This is a genomic window from Cohnella nanjingensis (genome assembly GCF_014212125.1).
Taxonomy (GTDB): domain Bacteria; phylum Bacillota; class Bacilli; order Paenibacillales; family Paenibacillaceae; genus Cohnella; species Cohnella nanjingensis.
The window spans coordinates 194917-217456 of record NZ_JACJVP010000006.1 but is presented as its reverse complement, the minus strand read 5'-3'; the positions used below and the strand labels follow the sequence as shown (position 1 = coordinate 217456).

Genomic DNA, 22540 nt, shown 5'->3' with positions numbered 1-22540 from the left:
ACCGGCCGGTTCGAGCATATATGACTTTTACCTCAGAAAAGGGAGGCAACACCCATGCTCAGCAAGAGCAAATTCGGCAAGTCCGCGCTAGCCCTGGCGGCGCTGGCCACCGTACTCGCCGGCTGCGGCGGCAACAACAACAACGGCGGCAACGCATCGCCGTCGGCATCCGCTTCGCCCTCTGCCAGCGAGTCGGCATCCGCGTCGCCATCCAGCAGCGCATCCGAATCGGCATCGCCCTCTTCCTCCGCGTCGGATCTCAAGGACTACAAGCTTACGCTTTTCCTGCCGGGCACGCCGCCGAAGGACGAAGTGAAGGTCGAGACGGAGATCAATAAGCTCCTGAAGGAGAAGATCAACGCCACGCTCGACATCAACTTCATCGACTGGGGCCAATGGGACAACAAGATGAACCTCGCGATCGCTTCCCGCGATCCGATGGATATCATCTTCACGGCGTCATGGAACGGCCACTCGGCGAACGTCGCCAAGGGCGCCTTCCTGAAGCTGAACGATCCGAGCGGCAAATACGGCAACCTGCTGGAGAAATACGGCCAGGATATTCTGTCCACGCTGCCCGAAGCGTTCCTGAAGGGCGCCAAGATCGACGGCTTCAACTACGGCGTACCCGCGAACAAAGAGCTGGCCGAGCAAGGCGGTATCATCTACCGTACGGACATCGCCGACGAGCTCGGTCTGACCGACCGGATCAAAGCCGTGAAGTCGATCGCCGACCTCGAGCCGATCCTGGCCGAAGTCAAGGCGAAGAAGCCGGACATGATCCCGATCTTCATGCGTGACGGCGAGAACTTCAACGCGCACTACTTCGCCAAGTACGACTACCTGGGCGACAGCACGATCGACGGCGTCATCATGAAGGACGGCGAAGACTCGACGGTCAAAGCCCGTTACGACCAACCGCGCTACAAGGAAACGCTGAATATCACCCGCGACTTTTTCAAAAAAGGCTACATTAATAAGGATGCCGCTACGACGCAGCTGGGCGTGAACGACGCGCTGAAGAAAGGCAATGTCTTCATGGTGCCGTCTCCGCTGAAGCCGGGTAAAGACGCCGAGCTCGCGAACGCGACGGGTCTGGCCGGCAAGCTGGGCCAAGTCGCCATGACCGCCCGTACGGTCGCGACGAGCGACACGGCCGGCTCGATGCTGGGCATCTCCTCGACGTCCGGCGATCCGGAGCGCGCGATGATGTTCATCAACCTGCTGCACTCCGACAAGCAGCTGAACAACCTGATCAACTTCGGGATCGAAGGCGATCACTATACCCGCGAAGGCGAGATCATCACCCCGACCGCCAACACCGGCAACTACAGCATCGGCGCGGCTTGGATGCTCGGCAGCCAGTTCTTGAACTACGTCTGGAACACGGAAGCGCCGGACAAATGGGAGCAGTTCAAGGCGTTCAACACGGACGCGCACAACTCCCCGGCGCTGGGCTTCACGTTCAACACGGAGCCGGTTAAATCGCAAGTGTCCGTCGAGAACAACATCCGCAAGCAGTACGATCCGGGTCTCGACACGGGCTCCATCGATCCGTCCAAGGCGGACGAATACTACAAGAAGCTGAAGGCCAACGGTCTCGACGACGTCATCGCCGAGAAGCAGAAGCAGTTGAACGCGTTCTTGGGCAAATAAATCCGGGAATGCATGAGAAATAGAGAAGATGAGAGACCGCCAAGCGAGATGCGCTTGGCGGTTTCTGACGTGATCGGGGAGGAGGGGAGGGCCGGAAATCGGGCGCTTGCCCCCTGTCGCGAGAAGTCTTGACAAAGCTGCGAACAAGGGGCTTCGGGGAGCGGCGGCGCGGGGCGGTCTCGTTGACATTGCGATGACGATTCGCTAGCATGGATAGTGAAGCAGTAGGCGTACGGTACATACATTCATCTCGTGCTATGGCAAGGCAAGAAGCAAGGAGGCGCCCATCATGAAGCCCGGCATAATGGTCATCGGCCACGGTTCGCGGGAGCCGGATTGGGTCGCGCGGGTCGACCGGACGGTGGATGCCACGCGAGAGCGCTTAAACGAACCTGCGAGTCTAGCGGGTCTCGGGCTGACGGAGCCGGTGCCGGTCGTGGCCGCCTATCTGGAACTGGTAGAAGGACGTCTCATCCAGGACGGCGTGAACGCGCTGGAGGCGCTAGGCGTGACGGATATCGTCGCCGTGCCGCTGTTCGTCTCCAGCGGCAGCACGCACGTCGACGAGATCGGCTGGGCGCTGGGCGCCTACGAGACGCCGCGCCGCGAGACCGATCTGGAGCGGATCGCGGTACGCGCGCGCCTCTCGTACGGCAGGCCGATCGGCGGCGATCCGGAGATCGCGGACGCGCTGCTCGACAAGCTCGCGGGGGTAGAGAGAGCGGATGCCTCGGAGGCTGAGGGCGGCGGGGGAGCTGGCGATCCGGGGATCGCGGATGCGCTGCTGCTGATCGGTCATGGCAGCGACGAGCCGTGGTTCCACGAGGCTTGGCGCGCGGAGCTGGAGAGCCTCGTGTCGGAGCTGATGTCGCGCGGCGGCTATGGGGATGCAGAGACGGCGATGCTGCGCCCGGACGAGGTGGCGGCGCGCGTCGGCCTGCTTCGTGCGCGACGGCCGGGGGCGCGGGTGATCGCGGTGCCTGTTTTTCTGAGCGAAGGGTACTTCACGTCCGAGGCCATCCCGAGGCGGCTGGCCGGGCTGGACTGCGTCTATGCGGAGGGAGCGCTGCTCCCGCATGCGAGGATCGGCGACTGGATCGTGCGCCGCGCGTCCGAAGGACTGGCCGACATCAAGAGGGCAGCAGGAGATAGTAGATAAGAGGGGATCAAGTTGGACAATCTGATTCGAGCGAGATTAATATATAATCCGACATCCGGACGGGAGGAAGTGCGCAGGCGGCTGCCGGCCATCCTGCAGAAGCTGGAGCGGGGCGGCATCGAGACGTCCTGCCATGCTACGGAGCGGGAGGGCGACGCGGTCCAAGCGGCATCCGAGGCGGTGGAGCGCGGGTTCGATCTCGTCATCGCAGCCGGCGGCGACGGCACGCTGAACGAAGTGGTGAACGGCATCGCGAGGCACGACCGGCGGCCCGCGCTCGGCATCCTGCCGCTCGGGACGACCAACGACTTTGCCCGCGCGCATGGCATCCCGAAGCGCTGGGATCAGGCGTGCGACCTGATCGTGAAGCGGTACACGCGGCCGGTGGATATCGGCCGGGCGGACGGCAAGTACTTCATCAACATCGCCGGCGGCGGCTCGCTCACCCAGCTCTCGTACGAGGTGCCGAGCAAGCTGAAGACGATGATCGGACATCTGGCCTATTATATTAGAGGTTTCGAGAAGATCGTCAGCCTGCGCTCCTTCAACATGCGCATCGTCGCCGAAGGGGTAGGCGAATTCAACGACGAATACATGCTGTTCCTCGTGGCGAACAGCAACTCGGTCGCCGGCTTCGAGAAGCTGGCGCCGAACGCCTCGACGGGCGACGGCCTGTTCGACGTGCTGCTCATGCGCAAGTGCAATCTGGCCGAGTTCATCCGGATCGCGACGCTCGCGATGCGCGGGGAGCACGTGAACGACTCGCATATCACGCTGTTCCAGACGAGCAAGCTGGAGGTGCTCACCGACGACGGCGTCCAGCTCAATCTGGACGGCGAGTACGGCGGCGATATGGCGGGCTCGTTCTCGATTCTGCAAGGGCACATCAACATCATCGTGGACGAGTTCGGGGAGTCGAGCTATCATCGGTAAGGTCGTGGATAATGCTAACGAAGCCAACCAGCATGATCGTGGGCGAGTTCGGAGAGTCGAGCTACCATCGGTAGGAGCATCTATGATGCGAACGAGGACGTGAACATGAGTTTGGACGAGTTCGGGGGGTCGAGCTACCATCGGGTAGGAGCGTCGATGATGCTGACGAGGGCGTGAACAAGAGTATGGACGTGTTCGGGGGGCGAGTTGCCGTCGGTAGGATGGTAGTTTATACATGATCAGGGTACCCGAACCACGTTCCTCCTCGTCGGCAGAACGTAATTAGTTGCAAAAGTACATCTATTTAGGGATGAAATCGGCGATTTACGTGAATTAGTTGTAAACGTACAACTAATTTGACCGATTTCCACCATTGGCATGAATTAACGCGGAATTAGATGTACGAATGCAACTTATTGGATATTTTGAGAGCTAGATAAGGAAATTAGATGTACAAATGCAACTTTTTGTGGAACGGGGAAGGCTCGCGAGAGGAAGAAGCGCGACAAAACCGAGACGGTATCCAGCGTTGAGGAAGAAGCGCGACAAAACCGAGACGGCATCCAACGTAGAGGAAAAGCGCGACAAAACCGAGACGGCATCCAACGTTGAGGAAAAAGCGTGACAAAACCGAGACGGCATCCAACGTAGAGGAAAAAGCGCGACAAAACCGAGACGGCATCCAGCGTGCATCGAGTGAATGAACGGAGTTGTAAAGATATGCGCCACAACAAGCGCGGCGGCGCCGGCAGGGCGCCATCTCGTCCGACCGGGCTGCCGGTGGACGTGGGACAATCGATCGTCACCGACATCGTCGGGTTGACGCATGAGGGCGAAGGGGTAGGCCGGGTAGACGGCTATACCCTTTTTGTATCGCAGGCGCTGCCCGGCGACAAGGTGCGCGCCGACGTGGCCAGCGTCGGCAAGTCGTTCGGCCGGGCGCGGATGACGGCGCTGGTCGAGGCGAGTCCCGACCGCCGCGGCGCGCCGTGCCCGATCTTCGATGCATGCGGCGGCTGCCAGCTGCAGCATTGGGACTATGCGGCGCAGCTGCGGTGGAAACGGCAGCACGTCGCCGACAATCTGGCGCGCATCGGCAAGCTGCCGGTGGCGCCGCTGGACGGCGGCGCTGCGGCGGGCGGCGGCGATAGCGCGCCGGACGGGCGGCCGCCCGTCGTCGTCCATCCGATCATCGGGATGGACGAGCCGTGGCGCTACCGCAACAAAGCCCAGGTGCCGATCGGCACGGGCGAGGGAGGGCTGGTCGGCGGCTTCTACGAGCAGGGCAGCCACGACATCGTCGATATGGAAGCCTGCCTCATCCAGCAGCAGGAGAACGAAGACACCGTACGCATCGTCAAGGCGATCGCTCGGTCGCTAGGCTACTCCGCTTATGACCGTGCCACGGGACGCGGCCTGCTGCGCCATGTCATCGTCCGCCATGCCGAAGCGACCGGCCAGCGGATGGTCGTCCTCATCACAAACGGCCGGGATCTGCCACATCGGGATGAACTCGTCGGCCTGATCCGCGAGCAGGTACCGGGCGTCGAGAGCATCTGCCAGAACGTCAACACGGCCGCTTCGTCCCTCGTCTTCGGCGAGGAGACCCGCGTCCTGTGGGGCAGCGATGTTATCTACGACGAGATCGGCGACATTCGGTTCGCGATCTCGGCTCGCTCCTTTTTCCAAGTGAATCCGATCCAGACCGAGCGACTGTACAGTTCAGCCGTCCAATACGCCACCCTCACCGGCGAAGAGACCGTCGTCGACGCCTATTGCGGCATCGGCACGATCACGCTGTTCCTCGCCCGGCACTCCCGACGCGTCTACGGCGTCGAGATCGTCCCAGAAGCCATCGAAGATGCGAAGCGTAACGCATTGTTGAACGACATCCACAACGCCGAATTCGCCGTCGGCGCAGCCGAAGTCGTCCTCCCGCGCTGGCAAGCCGAAGGCGTGACACCCGACGTTATCGTCGTCGACCCGCCGCGAAAGGGCTGCGACCCGGCCCTGCTCGAGACGATGCTCCAGCTCAAGCCGGAACGCATCGTCTACGTCTCCTGCAATCCCTCCACCCTAGCTCGTGACCTACGTATACTCGAGGACGGAGGATACCGGACAATCGAGGTGCAGCCGGTGGATATGTTTCCGCATACGACACATGTGGAGTGCTGTGTGTCGCTTATAAGGAAATAGTTTATTGAAGCCACATTTACCTATACTGATGGAGTTCAGGCGTAGTTTGCGTTTGAACTCTTTTTTTACGCGAATTTGTATAAACAAAGTGACTTCAAACACTCAACGTGATTGAGGTGTTGACATGCGGAGTATGGGGAATTAGCTCAGCTGGGAGAGCGCTTCGCTGGCAGCGAAGAGGTCAGCGGTTCGTCCGCGCGGAGCGAAGCGAGCACGGCGTCTGAATCTACCACTAAAAATCATCCAGGATTAATCGATAATGAAACCAAGGAAGTAGTTTTGAGAATGGTAATGAATTGTCCAGTCAAAAAAAGGAAAAGAAAATCGCCAGTAATTTTGGTGATTTTCTTTTCCTTTCAAATTAAAGCATCCACTAAACATGATAGGGAATTATTATTCATAATATCCTTCAGTAGATTTTCTCAAGTGACTGAATTGATCCGCATCATGCCCGAACCACACTTGGGAATTCGTGCGGGTAGCCAATGTACGGATTTTCTCCACCACATTTCTGTAGCCGATCAAATCATAAATAATACCAGGCGGCTTGACCGGAGGACCGAAACTTTCCGCGGTATAAATGGCATCGGAAGCTAGAATGATTCCGCCTGTTTCTGGCATTTCGATCTGGAGACCCAACATACCCCATGCATGACCGCTTCCAAAATTCAAGATTTTGATGCCATCCACCAGAGCCAAGTTGTCTTCGCCCGGTTTGACCGTTTTCCACTGTAGTTGGTTTTTGATCCATGCATCGATATCAGCCCAAACATAGGCTCCTTCTTTTTCATTACGGGCGTAAGTTTGCAGTGCTCCATTAAACTCATCCTCATGAACGATAATGGTCGCGTTCGTGAACATTTCGAGGCATCCTGCATGGTCTAGATGCAAGTGGGAGGCAACGACGTACTTGATTTCCTCGGGTCTAACATGAAGTTGCTCCAGTCGGTTATGCAGGTAACATTCCTCGCTTGCCACCCATGGAGACGACAGTTGGGTCGATTGTGCCCAACGCCCTCCAATGCCCATGGAGTTTGGGTTGCAGGCTGTATCAAACAAGATTTTTCCCTCAGGATGATCAATCAATACCGTATAGATTGGAAACTCCACAAATTGTGTCGGGGCGTTTGGATTATTTATTGTAGCCGGATTATGCATGGCGATTATCCAATTTTTATCCATGCTCATTCGACCGTTATCCAATACAAATAGCTTGGGACGCGTTTTAATAATATTTGTCATGTTTATACCTACCCTTCGAAGTAATCCAGTACAAGATACCCCTTTCGGGAGTAGATCTTCCTGCTCTTGGAACATCCGGATCGCCCTTAAGCGATGCCTTGTTACAGCAGATCTTGCACAAAGCTGCTACAGCACTGGTATAGACATACAGTAATACAAAAATTAGAATGATATAAGTAGGCACTTTAAAGTATCCAGGGAACTTCGTAATGCGTAGGAGGGAAATCATTTGACATATTCATCTAAAACAAAACAATCGGATATTTCGTTATCCAATTGCGGTTATAGCAAAGTTCTTGACATTATCTCTAACAAGTGGACTGTACTTGTAATTTATGCCATGGAAAACGGTAAAATCCGATATGGAGAAATGCTCCGGAGGGTCGAGGGGATATCCAAAAAAATGCTTACCCAGACGGTACGCAAGCTTGAGCGCGATGGATTGGTCCAACGACATATAATTCCTACAGTGCCTCCAAGTGTCGAGTATTCGTTAACGCCATTAGGGGAAACATTGCTTCAGCCGATGAAAGAGCTAAGGCAGTGGGGAAGAGTGAATTATACTCAAGTTGTAGAGGCACGGGCTAACTATGACTTTGCTTATACAACTACTGAAGAAAAGTTCAGATTATGAAGTCATGGAACTCCATGTTTGAAGATTTAAGCTCGATGAACATTCCGAACTGGTGCAATGTATTCGAACAAGATGATGTTTAGTACGGTCATTAACAAGGAAGAAGTTATTTATGGGGCTTTGAAACCGACCACGGTGGGAGCACGGCGTGGTCAGTTACACTGCCCCGATTCGCTTCTATCGCAGCTTCAGATATTGACGACAAAGGTAAGGCGCTGGGGTACTGTCGCTGAGATTTACGTTGATACCAGTCCTGTTTCAATGTTCAACCGTGATCGTCCCGGGCTGAGTATGCTCCTTGCGGACATGCGCCGCGAGAGATTTGACGCCATCCTCGTAACTGAAATATGGCGACTCTTTCGCAACGCTGAGTCGGTCATATTGATGATTCGAAAATGAGATGTGACAGTATCGCGCTCAAATGTAATGTTGATGAGGTTTTAGGTAGCTGTACCCTTTGCCGCATCCGGTGAAAGGCCTGAATCAAATCGCATTATCGTCTGAGTTATTTACTTTTAGATGCTATACTCCCTAGCAACAAGGAAATTAATATGACCAATAATGCCAACCACGTCTTTGAATCAATCTGATCTCCTAATAAAACTGTACCGAGAATAACGCCAATCACGGGAACAAAATAATTGGTCAAGGATGCAAAAGCTGCTCCGGATTGTTGAATGAGCAGATTAAACATCATATATACGATTCCTGCATGGAAAATCCCAAGAATTGTAAGGCACAGTATTTCAATTGAAGTAAGCCTGATGCTTAGCGGGCTCTCCAATATAAAGCTAGCTGGAATCAGGACAACAGATGCGATAAAAAGTATATTTCTCATTGCCAGCACTGAAGACATAGGAGGCAGTTTTTCAATCAGGACCAAAGAAATCGCAAAGCTTAATGAAGCAAAAATCAAAGCGGCCATTCCCCATAAACTTTGATTCGTAATATCGATCGTTAAAGAGGGAAGAATAATAAGGAGAATACCAACAAAACCAACGCCAATACTAATAAAGTGCATCAAACGCAATCGACTGACTTTAAAGAGAAATAAGATAAGCAGCGTGAAAATAGGAATTGTTCCCATAATAATAGAAGCCATGCTGCTGGATACTCTTTGCTGTCCCCACCCAATTAAGAAAAAGGGAATAATCGCTTCAAAAAATGCTATGGCAGCATAAAGCAGCATTAATCTTTTCCTAGGATATCTTAGAAAAATCGGACTTTGCTCTTTCTTGGAAAATAAAATATAGATTAACGTTAGTGTTATTGCGCCAACAAATGCTTTTGCTGCAGCAAGTGTAACTGGTGACACACTGGAAATAATTATATCCGTAAAGAAAAATTGTGAACCCCAGATGAAGCTAATTCCTATTAGAAATATAACTCCTTTTATTTTCATGCGAACGACCTCCTCGACTATTTACATTCGGCTCGTTTTAGAATGCAATTGTTTTTTATTCGTACCCAACACTCCTGCAATGATCATCATGGTACCGATCAAATGGTAAATCGTAATATGCTCCTTTAAAATTAAAGCACCAGCCATGATGGAAATTAGCGTCGATAAATTACTGAATACGCTGACTTTAGAAGCTTCGAGCCGTGATAATGCAAAGCTTGATAAAAGTGTGGTTCCTACAGAGGATAGTACACCCAAGTATAGGAGTGCGATCACATAAGCGGGTTGAGTAAACGGCTGAAAAAATGTATATATTGTTCCTGCCGCTGTATGCCGAACGAGCGAAGCGGCCATGAATACAATAAATCCCATCCCCATTGTTATGAAGGTGATCTCCATCGGCGCGTATTTTTTGGCAAGAGGACGGGCCAAGACGCTATAGCCAGCAAATGAAAGTGCAGATAACACCAGTAAGGAGATGCCGCCCAGATTCGTTGTATTCAGACCACTCCCACCTTTCATGACGAAAATCAATACGACGCCTGCCACAGACAGGATCAAAGACAGCTTCTGTATTAGGCTTGTTCGTTCTTTTAAGAAATAAGAAGCGAGGATCAAGGTAAAAATAGGAACGGTTGCTTGGATTATGCCTGCCTCCGATGAAGAAGTGTTGATCAATCCATAAGTCTGAAAAGCGAAAAACAATACGGGCGAAAATAGGCCTAATGGAATGATTCTCCATAAGTCGCTTAATGAAAACCGAAGATGAACCCAACCGAATAGAACAGGTATAGCCACAGCAATCAACCCGATAAAAAAACGATGCGCCAGCACATCCAGAGGATGAGCTGCCGTAACGGTTAGTTTAACAAACAAAAATGAAAACCCGATAATGACCGCATAGGCAATCGCAGCCATGTAAGCGGCAAGGTTTGTTCGTTTCACGTTTTTCATGGTTTGCCTCCTCATGTTTAGAATGACTTCCCGCTAGCCAATTTAAACATGAGGAACTTGATGCTACAATAAATAAACAGTACATCTGTACCGATACAGATACACGCGGGAGCGAATGATGTGCATAAATATTTTCTTATCGTTAAGGAATTAGAAGAACAAATTGTTAACCATAACTTAAAAGAGGGAGATAAATTACCCTCCATTCGGGTTCTTGCAAACCAATATCACGTTAGTAAAAGCACTGTGATAAGGGCTCTTCATGATCTTGAACAACGCCACATCGTTTATTCTGTAGACAAGAGCGGTTATTACCTGGTCAAATCGGTAATCACTGCCAATGAGGAAGAGCAGGGAATGATTGATTTTGCGACTTCTTCGCCGGACCCGGACATTTTCCCGTATTTGGATTTTCAGCATTGCGTCAATAAAGCCATTGATACATATAAGCAAGACTTGTTTACTTATGGAACACCGCAAGGGCTGCCATCTCTTCTCCTCATTATGCAAAAGCAATTAGCCAATTATCAGGTATTCACGAACGTCCGCAACCTTTTTGTTGTCTCCGGGATACAGCAGGCTCTTTCCATTTTGACTGCTCTCCCGTTTCCAAACGGAAAAAGAAGGATATTAATCGAACAGCCAAGCTATCATTTACTCATTGAACATGTCATGACTTATGGCGTTCCGGTTGTAGGGATAAAGAGAACATCCCAGGGTATCGACTTCGGAGAGCTAGAGGAAATTTTCAAAACAGAGGATATCAAATTCTTTTACACGATGCCGAGATTCCATAACCCATTAGGCTGTTCTTATAGCGCTGAGGAGAAAAAGAAAATCGTTGCACTTGCGCATAAGTATGATGTTTATATTGTTGAAGATGATTACTTGGCTGATATGGAGCAGGATACTAAAGCTGATCCGTTATACGCGTACGATGACAAGACACATGTTATTTACTTAAAAAGCTATTCCAAAATCATTTTTCCGGGCCTAAGAATCGGCATCGCTGTTATTCCCGACAGCCTTCTTTCCGCTTTTACGCAGTACAAAAGAATTCAAGATATCGATAGTTCAATGCTTTCGCAAGGAGCATTGGAAATTTACTTAAAAAGCAGCATGTTTGATCGACATAAACAAAAAATTAAATCCTATTATGAGCAAAGATCACGGCTTCTTCATGCAGCTTTAGAACAACAGTTGATTCAGAATGGGAATCTTTTTAGTTTCGATGCTGGCGTAAAATCTTCGCTTCATACCTACATTAGACTGATTGAAGACGTACCCGCAAATGAAGTGATCAGAAGACTGAAGAAGAAATCACTAAGGATTGAAACGATTGATAAGCATTATCTTCCTTCGTTTCCGAAAGACAACTTGTTAAAGCTGAATGTGTCACGTGTCCGGTTGAATGGGATCGAGGATGGCGTTCACATACTCATCGATGAAATACGGCAGCTTATGGCAGCAAGCTTTTCTAGATCTCCCTGAATTACATGAAGTGCAATGCAAACACGTCCGGTATCTGTTCCGGCACAGATGTACATTTCATTTATTGTGCATTCTGGTACCCAAGATTAATATGAGATGGCGAGGGGAATTATAGAGCTAACTGGTAAACACTCCGCAATAAAAAAGGAGCAAATTTATTATGGCATTTTACATGAACGGCAACCGCCGGAATTATTTCATTGAATTTGGGAATGGCCGTCCTGTCATTCTGCTGCATGGCATCAGTAATTCCGGTCGCGCTTGGTCACCCCAGATAGCGCCGCTTGTCGATGCAGGATTTCGCGTAGTTGTTCCGGATCATGCTGGACATGGTGCCTCTGCAAAGCTTGATCGACCGTTCGGAGTGTCAGACATTGCCGGCGATGTGATTGCACTCTTAGATCATCTTTCTATCGAGGTCACTGACATCATCGGTCTATCGTTGGGAGGGATGGCGGCGCTTGAAATTGCTCTTACACAGTCTCGGCGTGTCAGGAAACTTATCGTCGCTAATAGCTTTGAAACGTCAGCGACCGAGGAGTTTCGGACTATGGCTGAAGGATGGGCTAGAACGTTCCGCAGTGAAAACGGTCCGGTCAAGCGGCTTGAAGGCGTCTGGCCCATGAATGTTAACGAAGGCTTCCGGGCCACCGCGGAAGGGATGAAGACCTATCAGGTTTGGCACGGCCTTGCGGCGACGGCCGACGGACGATCGCTCGCCTATGTGGCGGAGGGGATTGTCGGCTTCGATGCGACCGCACGCCTGGAATCCCTTTCCATGCCTGTCCTGTTCATCGCAGGCGAGCAGGACAAAATGTCACCCCCAGCTGTTTCTCGGCGCATGGCGGATCGTGTTCTGGATGCGCGCTATGTTGAGATCCAGGGCGCCGCGCATATTTCCAATGCCGATTCGGCTGCGGCATTCAACGAGGCCGTCATTACGTTTCTGGGTACTGAGTAGTCAAGCACTACATAAGGGAATCCCTTAAGGCATGGGGTGGTACATAAATTGAAGGAATAACGGAGTAAGCATAAGAACAACTCGCGGGGCGTAGGTCTTGCGGGTTTTTCTGTATATTCATTATTTCGTACAGTTATTTCAGCTACAAAGGTCCTGAATGCTTGACTAAATGGAATTTCCCCGTTATTTCAACGTGAAATGATTCTCGCCAAGAATAACGGGTGCTTTTCCATTTATGTTGCCTGCATGCTGTTCGCCTGCCCATTCATCCTCTGTGTACCCATTCGCTCCTTGAGTCAACTGGATTTGCCAAGTGAACGGCTGCAGGTTAAATCCGCCACCGAACGCCGGACGATCATTTCGCCGGGCAGCACGACTTTGCGCAATGGCTGCGGCGGACTGCTCCTGTCTTGTATCCGCTCGATGAGCAGTTGCGTGCCAATATAGCCGAACTGATAAGCCTGCCGGGAGATGACGGTCATAAAAGTATCGATTTCCGGATATGGGCCGAGGTCGTCGAAGCAAACTAGCGATACGTCGTCCGGCACGGACTTGCCCCTCTTGGCGAGCGCGCGGATCACTTGTAAGGCAAGCGCGTTGTTTCCGGCGACGATGGCGGTCGGAGGCGAGGACATCGCGCAGAGCCAATATTCGATCTCCGCCAAATTGCTGCGCGGTTCTAGAGTTGTCTCCAGTATGTATTGTTTCTCAATCAGCAAATCGTTCAGCGTGAGCGCCTCTCTGTAACCTTCCAGCCGCAATCGCGCGCTGGAGACGTCGTTTGATCCGTTGATCATGGCAATCCGGCGGTGTCCGAGGGAAGCGAGGTGCTCGACTAGCGTCCGTCCGGATTCCTTGCTGTCACCGAGTACAATGTCGCTGTCTACGCCCGGTACTTCGCGGTCCAGTAACACGAACGGAACGTTGTGCCGGCGCAGCGCATCCAGATGGGGCAGGGAAGCGTCGCCTGCGGGCACCATCAGCACCCCGTCGACACGGATGGCGAGAATCGTGTCCACATAGGCCTTCTCCATCTCTTGATTTTCGTCGGAGTTCCCCATTATCATGCTGTAGCCGGATTTTCGCGCAGCGTCCTCTGCTCCTCTGGCGAGTGCCGTATAGAAAGGGTTCGTAATATCCGTAATGAGCAGGAACAGCATGCGACTCTGCTGCAATACGGGACTGCGGCCGTTGACCGCCATGCTTCTGGCCTCCAATTTAGCTATTCTTCGTTTTTTCCTGATTTGCGGTATTAATGGTTTTTTCATAGTTGATAGAAGCACTTTCGCCCAAGGATACGCAGGTGCACATATACAGAAGATCAATAATGGTAATTTGTCCGGTGATGAGCGGCATGTCGATGTTCAGAAACATATTCGCATTACGGGAAGTCGTGAACAGATTGTAATCGCAAGTTTTAGAGAGCGGCGTGATTGCATAGTCGCTAAGTCCGACGACGGTAGCGCCGTTTTTCTTGGCCAGACGGGCCGCTTCGACGGCATTCTCCGTACGCCCGGAGGAGGAAATGACAAACAACAGGTCGCCTTGGGTTAACAAGGCCGCTTGCATGGTGTACAAGGTCGAATCGATATCGGAGGTGCAGTTGAGGCCGATTCTGAAAAAGCGGCTGTATGCGTATCGGGCGGACAAACCGGATGAGCCGGCGCCGATAAAGCACAGTTTATTGGCCTTGACGATTTGTTGCACAACCACTTCAATCACGGAAATATCCATAATCGCAAGGCTGTCCTCCAACACTTTGAAAGCCAAGCCGTATACGTTCTCGCAAATCCCCTGCGTTGAAGTTTCCTGCCCCACGGATATATTCTGAATAATCGTTCCGACGTTGTTGTTATTAAATACATCGTACATCAAACTCGATTTCAACTCCCGGAAACCGGAATAGCCCAATTTTCTGCACAGCCGGTCTACGGTTGAATAGCTTGATTCGCTTGCCGCCGCAAGCTCATCCATCGTTATGGTCGTTACAAGCTCCGCATTCTGGAGAATGTAATTCGCGACCCGGCGCTCCGCCGATTTCAAATTCGCGATAATGCTTTGGATCCGCAGGATGCAACTGCCTTTGGCAGATATCATCGATTTCATAATTGGCCTCCAATATAGCAATCGTTCACGATATAATTTATATCATAAAATATAGTCATTATACGATGTAATAGTATCATAAAAAATTATGATTGAAAAGCAAAATTAATATCTGAAAGTGGCTATAAATACAAATAAACTGGGTTTAACGGTATTTTCGATCATCAAAACCCCTCATAAATGAAATGTTTTATTTCATAAATATATAATAAAATGTGATATGTGATATTTACAATATTGATTTTATGGTGATATGATTTTGGCGTAAACCAATCATCGCCAAGCGATTGAAAGCGCTATTACGATCTCATCATCGGATTCGGAGAACGTTCATTCCGGAGGAGAAAACGGAGGATCAATCATGACGCTGCCAACGATGCGGCTTGCAAGAGGAATCGTCATAGATAAGTGTCAACCGGCGGGAATACCGCCCCAGGATTCCGCAAGAATTAAAGTCGAGGATATCCGGACGATCAAGAAAATCGGAGCGGACCATGTGAAGGTTTTGATTACGCCATCGGCAATCATGGAGAAGGATGGCCTGGATCGGAGCAAGCTTTGGTACGTCGAGGAAGTCGTGGGAATGGCAGTCGGGGAGCGCCTTCCTTGTCTGGTTTGCATCCATCCGGAAGAGCCGTTTAAAAGAGACTATCTGGCCTCTCCGGAACGGTTCGGGGTTGTGCTGGAATTTTACCGCGAGTTTGCGGGATGGCTTGCCGGGCGATGGAACCAGCATCAGATTGCCTTTCAGACGATGACGGAGCCCTTTGCGAATTATACCGACTGGAACGAAATGTATCGCGAGCTGTGGCGCACGGTCCGGTCGGTCATGCCCCATCATACGCTGGTCCAATCAGGAGACAAGGTAGGAAGCCTGGCCGGCATGCTGGCCATCGACCCTGTGGAGGACTGCAATCTTTACTACGGGTATACGAGTTACGATCCCTTCGCCTTTACTTTGCAAAGCTGGAACGCGTTTTTCTGCGGAACGCCGGCCGAACTAAACGCCATAGGCCGCCTCCCCTATCCCGCAAGTCCGGATATCGTGGAAGACAGGTTGGAGGAAATGATCTTATCCGTGCCGTCCGGGCATCGTGAAGAGGCCGCCTTATACGCAAGAGGTTATGGGGAGGGGAACTTTCAGCAGGGAAATCACGGATGGTTCAACCGGGAATGGCATGAGACGAGGCTGCGCCGGATTGAGGATTGGCGGGCCATGCATCGGCGGAAGCTTCCGGTGTTGTGCAACGAATTCGGGGTGATGGATCACGTCAGGGGGCAGAAATACGGAGGACCGGGCTGCGTGCCGGAGGAAAGAATCCAATTCATTCGGGATATCAGGGAAACGATGGAGGCGCATGACGTGGGATGGAGTTATTGGTCGTACAACGAAACCTTCACCTTGTTTATGCCGGAGAAGAGGGAGCCTTTCGGTCATGATGAAGAGTCTTTGCTAGACAGGGAGCTGCTGAAGGCGCTCGGATTGTCCATAAATGACGAAAGGGATGAGCGGGTTGGAGAGATTACAGCAAGCTGAAGCTGCTCATCGTCCCGTGCATCGGGAAAGCCTGTTGAGCAGGTTCAAGGAAGGCTGCCGGAGGTTCAAGGCCCAACTTCCTTTGCAGGGCATGGTGCTTCCCGGAATCGTTTGGCTGATCATCTTTTGCTACGTTCCGATGTACGGAATCATTATTGCCTTCAAGGACTTCAGAATTACGGAAGGATTTTTCGCGGGTCCATGGGTGGGGCTCAAGCATTTCGATGCGTTCTTTAGCGATCCGTTCGCTTTGAAAGCGATTACAAACACGCTTATTATTAGCGCCTTAAAGCTTGTCTTCGGGTTTCCCGCACCCATTATCTTCGCGCTGCTCTTGAATGAAGTCAGATCGCTGATGTTCAAGAGGGTTGCGCAAACCGTCTCTTACCTTCCTTTCTTCATCTCGTGGGTGGTCATGGTTTCGCTCATGCAAACGATATTGTCGTTGGATGGGCCGCTGAATTCCCTGCTTATGCAATTGGGCTTGATTCACCAGAGGATCAGCTTCCTGGCGCAACCGGAGCTTTTCCGGGCGATCGCCGTGCTTTCCGATCTCTGGAAGGGGATAGGATGGGGATCCATCATCTATCTCGCCGCCATCTCCAGCATTCCGCAGGATATGTATGAATCCGCATACATGGATGGCGCCAACCGCTTCCAACGCATCATTCACATTACGATTCCTTCTATTATGCCTACGATTGTCATCCTGCTCATCCTGTCGGTCAGCGGCATCTTGGGCTCGAACTTCGAACAGCATTTCTTGCTGGGGAACAAAATGGTGTCGGAGACGGCGGAAACCATCGATACATACGTGTTCCGGACGGGCATCCAGGCGGGACGTTACTCTTACGCCACCGCAATCGGATTGGCATGCTCCATCGTCTCGTTTTTCTTATTGATCTCGGCGGATCGGATTGCTCGCCTGATGACCAAAGGCGAGAAAGGACTGTTCTAGGAAAGGAGGCTGACCATGTTCAAGAGAAGCACGGGCGACAAAATTTTTGACACTTTTCTCTATACGTTTCTGATTCTTCTGTCGCTTGCGTTCCTGTATCCGTTCTGGAAGGTGCTTGTCATGGCCTTCAATGAGGCGAACGATACTTCTCTGGGCGGAGCGCTGTTGTGGCCGAGGAAGTTTACGTTGCAGAATTTCAAGGTCGTTCTTCAGAATCACCAAATTTATAGCTCCTATCTGATTACGATATCGCGAACGGTGCTCGGGACGGCTACTACCGTGATTGCAACGGCCTTGTTCGCATACGGCCTTTCCAAGAAAAAGCTGATGTTCCGCAATTTTTATTTGACGCTATGCTTCATCACCTTGTTTTTCAGCGGAGGACTTATTCCCAGCGTAATCAACATGCGCGACCTGGGACTGGCCAACAATTTTCTCGTTTATATCGTTCCCGCCATGTACGGCGTCATGGCCATGATCATCATGAAATCCTTCTTTAACTCCCTGCCCGCGTCGCTGGAGGAATCCGCCATGATTGACGGGGCCAACGATTTCGTGATCTTCTTCAAAATCGTTTTTCCCAGCTCCATGCCGGTGATCGCCACCATTGCGCTGATGAGCGCGGTAGGACAGTGGAACGCCTGGATCGACGCCTATATTTTCATCTCGAAGGAATCGCTGATGCCCGTCCAACTCCTTCTTCAGAGGGTCATCCAAAGCTCGAATGCAGCGTCGGAAATCGTCAAAATCGTGCCGAACGACGAGATTCTTTCCAGGAGGGTAACGCCTTATTCCCTGCAGCTTGCAACGCTTGTCGTGGCGATCGGACCGATTATTCTCATCTACCCGTTTTTCCAACGATTTTTCGTTAAAGGCTTTTTGATTGGCGCCGTCAAGGAATAGCGCTCTGCCGGAAGTAAAGTCATCAGTATTTCATACTTTTGACTCTTCAAATAAATTAGGAGGTCATCTCATGAAACAGAAAAAAAGCTTAATGATGATCATGGCGGGGATGATGGTACTGCTGTCCGCATGCCAAGATAAGGGGAATCAGCCGAGCGCAAGCTCCTCCCCATCCGCAACCGTTCAGCCGTCCTCTTCCGCCAGCGCGACGGGAAATAAGGTTTCTTGGGACATCACGAAAAACGTGGACGAGAACTTCCCGTTCGAACAATACGTTCAGGACGAGAAAGCCAAGTGGAACGTCGGACGCAAGGTCGATTTTACCTGGTATTTCAATTACAACAACCATGTGGCCACAAAGCCTTGGACGGAATATGAAGCGTTAAAAACGGCGGCGGAAATTACGGGGATCAACGTGACGGGCACCATTCCGAACGGCGACCCTAACGAGAAAATCCATTTGATGATGGCGACCAACGACATGCCGGATCTCATTACGCTCGGGTTCGGCGACCCGGCCGGCGAAGAGCTGATTACCGGCGGCTACGTATATTCTCTTGATGAGCTGATCGACAAGTACGCTCCCGAATTCAAGAATGAGATTCCTCAAATTCTGCGCGATATCGGTACGTACGAAGACATCGATAACCAGATGTGGAGCATATCCGGCGTCACCAATCCGGACTGGCTGTTAAAGGAGCATAAAGATCCGATCGTCGGCAACTTCTCCTACAGCGTCCGCAAGGATATCTGGACGGAATTGGGTCAGCCCTCCATTGCCACGCCGGACGACTTGTACAATACCTTGAAGCTCTTCAAGGAGAAATATCCGACCATCGACGGCAAAACGTCAATCGGCATCAGCGGATGGAACAAAGGCGATGGCGCCGTCCAGACGATCGGGTACTCTTTCGGAATCAATGATAATTATTGCGACGATGCAACGGGAGTATGCTCCGTCAAGTACATGAATCCGAAGTACCCGGAGTTTATTGCTTTCATGAACAAGCTTTTCCGCGAAAAGCTGCTGGATCCGGAAATTTTCATTAAGGACGAACAGCAAGTGAACGAGGATCTGGCCACAAGCGCCTTTATGCTGCCTTACGTCTATCATGCAGCCGGCCCCGCCAACGCCATATTGGACTCCAAGAAGGCGGATAGCCACTTTATCGCCATACCGCCGATGTCCGCTACGGGCAAGGCGTTCAGCTTCCCCGGCCAATCCCGCATGGGCGGCGCGACGCAAACGTTCATAACGAAGAAAAATAAAGATCCCGAGGCGGCCATCAAGCTGCTCCGTTACGGATTCAGCACGACCGGTACGATGCAAATCAGCCAGGGCAATCCCGGCAAGCATTATCAAGTCAAGGACGGCGTCTATTTCCGGCCTCAGGCGGAAGCGGAGCAAGTCGAGAAGGACGTGACGGCGTATCTGAACAAAACCGGGATTTGGGATTACTATTCGTTGTGGTATCAGCCGATGCCCGGCCAGCGCAGCGACTCCGCCGACAATGTCGCTTACGACATTCCGAATTCCGTGCCTTATGCGCACGATTCCACGAATGAATCGTACAGAATGACGCCGAGCGGCACATCCGACGAGGGCATTGCTCTTACGACGGTCGGCAAGCTTGCCGACAACGTGGTCAAAGCCATTACGGCGTCCACACCGGAGAAATCCGCACAGATCGTCGAGAAGATGATTGCGGACATGCGGAACGTGAAAAATTACAGCAAGCTTGAAGCTTATATGACCGATCGTCACAAGAAGAACGTTGAGAGATTCGGCGATCCCGTCTATTAATTCGGAGAGGATATTCCGCTATGAAAAAGAACCATCAGATGACGATGCTTACGCCTGCCGTAAGCTGGCGGGACGGACTGCCCTGCGGTAACGGCGCGCTTTGCGCCACGGTGTACGGCAACATTTCTCCGGAAACCATTCAGTTTAATCACGATTCCCTATGGTATGAGAAGACGGAATCGCCGTTTCCCGATATTTCCGATACGTTGGCCGAGTGCCGGAGGCTGGCCCTCGCCGGCCAGTTTGCCGAGGCGAATACGTATATGTCCCGCGCCCTGAACGAACGGGGATTTGTTTCCGGGCTGCCGATTTTGCATCCGGCGTTTGACTTGAAGATCGCCATGCATCAGAAGGAAGGGTTTACCTCCTACAGAAGAACGCTCGATTTCACGACCGGGGAGGCTTCCGTGACCTGGAAAGACGGCAAGGTCGCCAAGAGCAGGAACTTCTTTATTTCCCATACCGACAATGTCGCCGTATTGCGGATCTCGTCCGGCGACGGCATTGTGGATGCGGCTTTTCAGCTGTGCGAGCATAACTTGAGCGATTCGGTGCAGATGAGCGGCGTCCCGCAGACGCCGCCGCTCACCTTCAAGTCCGAGGTGCGAGGCGACAAGCTCGTATTGAGAGCGACCGGCTCCATGGGCGGGGAATACGGCGCCGTGCTGCGCATGAGCTGCGGCAGCGGGGAACGCCGTTTCGCCAAGGAGCTGACTTGGACGGAGCAGCTTTCTTCGCTGAACCTGCTGTGGAATTTGCCGATGGAGTCCCATGAAACGGCCAAGATAACCGGAGCGTCGGAAATCGTGGCGATGGTGGGCGTCTATGTCAATACCGACAATCCCGAACGAGAGATTGAAGCGCTCTGCCGTCGACTGGACGATCTGCCGGGCGATTACGAGACACTCTTCTCCAGGCACGCCGAAGTCCATCGCGAGAAGTTTCTGCGATGCGAGCTTGCCTTGACCGAACAAACCGCCGGGACGGACGACCTCAACGAATCGCTTCTGCTGGAGGCTTATCAAGGCGAGGCTCCGCTTCATCTGATCGAGAAGATGTTCGACATGGGCCGCTATCTGCTGATTGCCTGCTCCTCCGGCGAATGCCTTCCGCCTACGCTTCAGGGGACGTGGAACGGCGATTATTACCCGCCGTGGAACAGCTTTTACGTCCACAACGAGAATACCCAGATGTACTACTGGCAGGCGCTGGCCGGTTGTCTGCCGGAGACGATGGAGGCGATGCTGCGTTATTTCGAGGATCGGATAGAGGATTATCGGACCAACGCGCGCAAGCTGTTCGGCTGCCGGGGGGTCTTTATCCCGCTTACCGCCGCAGCGGACACCGGTCTGATTCGCGACGGACAGGCGCACGTGCTGCACTTTATCGGCGTCGCGCCCTGGATCGCGCAGCATTTTTACGATTACTACCTCTATACGCGGGACGCCGAGTTTCTGAAGGAACGCGCTTTGCCGTTTATGATCGAGGTCGCCCGCTTTTACGAGGATTATCTGTTAAGGGACGAGGAGGGGTATGTGCTTGTCGTGCCGTCCAATTCTCCCGAAAATGCGCCGTTGGAAGAAAGCTCGGGCGAAGTCGATTTGAGCGTGACGATGAATCCCGGCGTGCCGCTCACGATCAATTCTACCGTCGATACGGCTTTGATCCGCGAGCTGCTCGGAAATCTGTGTCAAGCCTACGAGACGCTCGGTCTGGACAAGGAAGAAACGGCCGCTTGGCAGGATATTTTGGCCCATTTGCGTCCTTACCGAATCAATGAGGACGGCGCGCTGGCGGAATGGATACACCCTGACCACCGCGATAACTACGCTCATCGGCATCTGTCCCATATTTATCCTTTGTTTCCCGGCTTCCAGATCACCAAGGAGGAGCAGCCCGAGCTGTTCGAAGCGACCCGGATTGCGATGGAAAAGCGGATGTCTATCGGGCTTGAAGCACAGACGGGTTGGTCTCTCGCCCATCAAGCCGGAATCTACGCGCGCATGGGCTTCGCGTCGAAGGTACAGGAATGCTTCGATCTGCTCAGCCGGACCTGTCTCGGCCCGAATCTGTTCACCTATCACAACGATTGGCGCAACATGGGCGTTACGCTCCGCATTTCGCTGGGCAAGGGGGCGCCTTATCAGGTGGACGCCAATATGGGCATCACTGCGGCGGTGCTGGAAGCGCTCGTGTTTTCCACGCCGCATGTCGTGAAGCTGCTGCCCGCTCTGCCGGAACGTTGGGCAAACGGACGCATCGGGCGCGTCGGCTGCAGGAACGGGGCTTCCCTGGCGTTGGAGTGGGATCAAGTCAAGCGAACGTTAGACGTCGAGCTGTCGACGACGGCCGCCGGCGCCTTCTCGCTCATCGTGCCGGAAGGATACATCATTGCCGCGTTGCCCGACGGCTTCAGCGACAGGGGTAACGGAACGTACGAAGTGGCAGGCAAGCCGGGCGGCCGTTGGCGCTTCGTTGCCGAAGGCGTTCTGCAGAAAGAGAGCATTTCGTGACCACGATGCACAATTATCGGCTGGGACTGCGGAGAACGATGGAGTACATCCGGCAGTGCCATTGAGGCTTAATTGCCCAAGGAGGACAACA

Annotated in this window: 18 protein-coding genes; 13 read left to right on the top strand and 5 right to left on the bottom strand. The window is 52.3% G+C overall.

The window, feature by feature from the left end; genetic code table 11:
• Window positions 1-54: 54 nt before the first annotated feature.
• From H7C19_RS05480 to rlmD, 4 genes are all read left to right on the top strand, one after another.
• On the top strand, window positions 55-1656 hold the full coding sequence (locus H7C19_RS05480; protein ID WP_185141560.1) for an ABC transporter substrate-binding protein: 1602 nt from the start codon (window positions 55-57) through the stop codon (window positions 1654-1656).
• A gap of 289 nt (window positions 1657-1945) precedes the next feature.
• Entirely contained in the window at window positions 1946-2815 is an 870-nt protein-coding gene (locus H7C19_RS05475; protein WP_221469053.1) for a sirohydrochlorin chelatase, read from the top strand.
• A 21-nt stretch (window positions 2816-2836) separates the two neighbouring features.
• On the top strand, window positions 2837-3748 hold the full coding sequence (locus tag H7C19_RS05470; RefSeq protein WP_185141617.1) for a diacylglycerol kinase: 912 nt from the start codon (window positions 2837-2839) through the stop codon (window positions 3746-3748).
• Window positions 3749-4468: 720 nt separating this feature from the next.
• Window positions 4469-5944: a 23S rRNA (uracil(1939)-C(5))-methyltransferase RlmD gene (gene rlmD, locus H7C19_RS05465; protein ID WP_185141559.1), complete on the top strand. Its 1476-nt coding sequence runs from the start codon at window positions 4469-4471 to the stop codon at window positions 5942-5944.
• Between the two features lie 393 nt (window positions 5945-6337).
• Here the strand turns inward: rlmD and ahlS are convergent, their stop codons facing one another.
• Window positions 6338-7186 carry an AhlS family quorum-quenching N-acyl homoserine lactonase gene (gene ahlS, locus H7C19_RS05460; RefSeq protein ID WP_185141558.1) on the bottom strand — a complete coding sequence of 283 codons (849 nt, stop codon included), beginning with the start codon at window positions 7184-7186 and terminating at the stop codon, window positions 6338-6340.
• A 229-nt stretch (window positions 7187-7415) separates the two neighbouring features.
• Here ahlS and H7C19_RS05455 point away from each other — a divergent pair, with 229 nt between their 5' ends.
• Window positions 7416-7820 carry a winged helix-turn-helix transcriptional regulator gene (locus H7C19_RS05455; RefSeq protein ID WP_185141557.1) on the top strand — a complete coding sequence of 135 codons (405 nt, stop codon included), beginning with the start codon at window positions 7416-7418 and terminating at the stop codon, window positions 7818-7820.
• A gap of 57 nt (window positions 7821-7877) precedes the next feature.
• Window positions 7878-8219, top strand: coding sequence for a recombinase family protein (locus H7C19_RS35655; protein ID WP_185141556.1), 342 nt, complete (start codon window positions 7878-7880; stop codon window positions 8217-8219).
• A gap of 106 nt (window positions 8220-8325) precedes the next feature.
• On the opposite strand, the gene H7C19_RS05445 is transcribed toward H7C19_RS35655, so the two are convergent.
• Together H7C19_RS05445 and H7C19_RS05440 are read right to left on the bottom strand one after the other, a co-directional pair.
• Complete coding sequence (locus H7C19_RS05445) at window positions 8326-9222, bottom strand: DMT family transporter (RefSeq protein ID WP_185141555.1); 897 nt, start codon at window positions 9220-9222, stop codon at window positions 8326-8328.
• 21 nt (window positions 9223-9243) lie between these two features.
• A complete protein-coding gene (locus H7C19_RS05440; RefSeq protein WP_185141554.1) occupies window positions 9244-10176 on the bottom strand; it encodes a DMT family transporter in 933 nt (310 codons plus the stop codon).
• A 120-nt stretch (window positions 10177-10296) separates the two neighbouring features.
• Here H7C19_RS05440 and H7C19_RS05435 point away from each other — a divergent pair, with 120 nt between their 5' ends.
• Both H7C19_RS05435 and H7C19_RS05430 read left to right on the top strand, forming a co-directional pair.
• The gene (locus H7C19_RS05435) at window positions 10297-11667 is read left to right on the top strand and encodes an aminotransferase-like domain-containing protein (RefSeq protein WP_185141553.1); all 1371 of its coding nucleotides are present in this window, start codon (window positions 10297-10299) and stop codon (window positions 11665-11667) included.
• A gap of 160 nt (window positions 11668-11827) precedes the next feature.
• Entirely contained in the window at window positions 11828-12628 is an 801-nt protein-coding gene (locus tag H7C19_RS05430) for an alpha/beta fold hydrolase (protein WP_185141552.1), read from the top strand.
• A 296-nt stretch (window positions 12629-12924) separates the two neighbouring features.
• On the opposite strand, the gene H7C19_RS05425 is transcribed toward H7C19_RS05430, so the two are convergent.
• Together H7C19_RS05425 and H7C19_RS05420 are read right to left on the bottom strand one after the other, a co-directional pair.
• A complete protein-coding gene (locus tag H7C19_RS05425) occupies window positions 12925-13830 on the bottom strand; it encodes a substrate-binding domain-containing protein (RefSeq protein ID WP_246469313.1) in 906 nt (301 codons plus the stop codon).
• Window positions 13831-13846: 16 nt separating this feature from the next.
• On the bottom strand, window positions 13847-14734 hold the full coding sequence (locus tag H7C19_RS05420; protein WP_185141550.1) for a MurR/RpiR family transcriptional regulator: 888 nt from the start codon (window positions 14732-14734) through the stop codon (window positions 13847-13849).
• A 361-nt stretch (window positions 14735-15095) separates the two neighbouring features.
• Between H7C19_RS05420 and H7C19_RS05415 the strand changes: the two genes are divergently transcribed.
• The 5 genes from H7C19_RS05415 to H7C19_RS05395 all read left to right on the top strand — a co-directional run bounded on the left by H7C19_RS05415 (window position 15096) and on the right by H7C19_RS05395 (window position 22449).
• Window positions 15096-16271, top strand: a complete 1176-nt coding sequence (locus tag H7C19_RS05415) for a glycoside hydrolase family 5 protein (protein ID WP_185141549.1) — start codon at window positions 15096-15098, stop codon at window positions 16269-16271.
• A complete protein-coding gene (locus tag H7C19_RS05410) occupies window positions 16240-17229 on the top strand; it encodes an ABC transporter permease (protein WP_185141616.1) in 990 nt (329 codons plus the stop codon). Before H7C19_RS05415 ends, H7C19_RS05410 begins: the two co-directional genes overlap by 32 nt.
• A 15-nt stretch (window positions 17230-17244) precedes the next feature.
• Window positions 17245-18132 carry a carbohydrate ABC transporter permease gene (locus H7C19_RS05405; RefSeq protein ID WP_185141548.1) on the top strand — a complete coding sequence of 296 codons (888 nt, stop codon included), beginning with the start codon at window positions 17245-17247 and terminating at the stop codon, window positions 18130-18132.
• Window positions 18133-18202: 70 nt separating this feature from the next.
• Window positions 18203-19936 carry a type 2 periplasmic-binding domain-containing protein gene (locus H7C19_RS05400; RefSeq protein ID WP_185141547.1) on the top strand — a complete coding sequence of 578 codons (1734 nt, stop codon included), beginning with the start codon at window positions 18203-18205 and terminating at the stop codon, window positions 19934-19936.
• A gap of 20 nt (window positions 19937-19956) precedes the next feature.
• A complete protein-coding gene (locus H7C19_RS05395; RefSeq protein ID WP_185141546.1) occupies window positions 19957-22449 on the top strand; it encodes a glycosyl hydrolase family 95 catalytic domain-containing protein in 2493 nt (830 codons plus the stop codon).
• The last annotated feature ends 91 nt before the right edge of the window (window positions 22450-22540 follow it).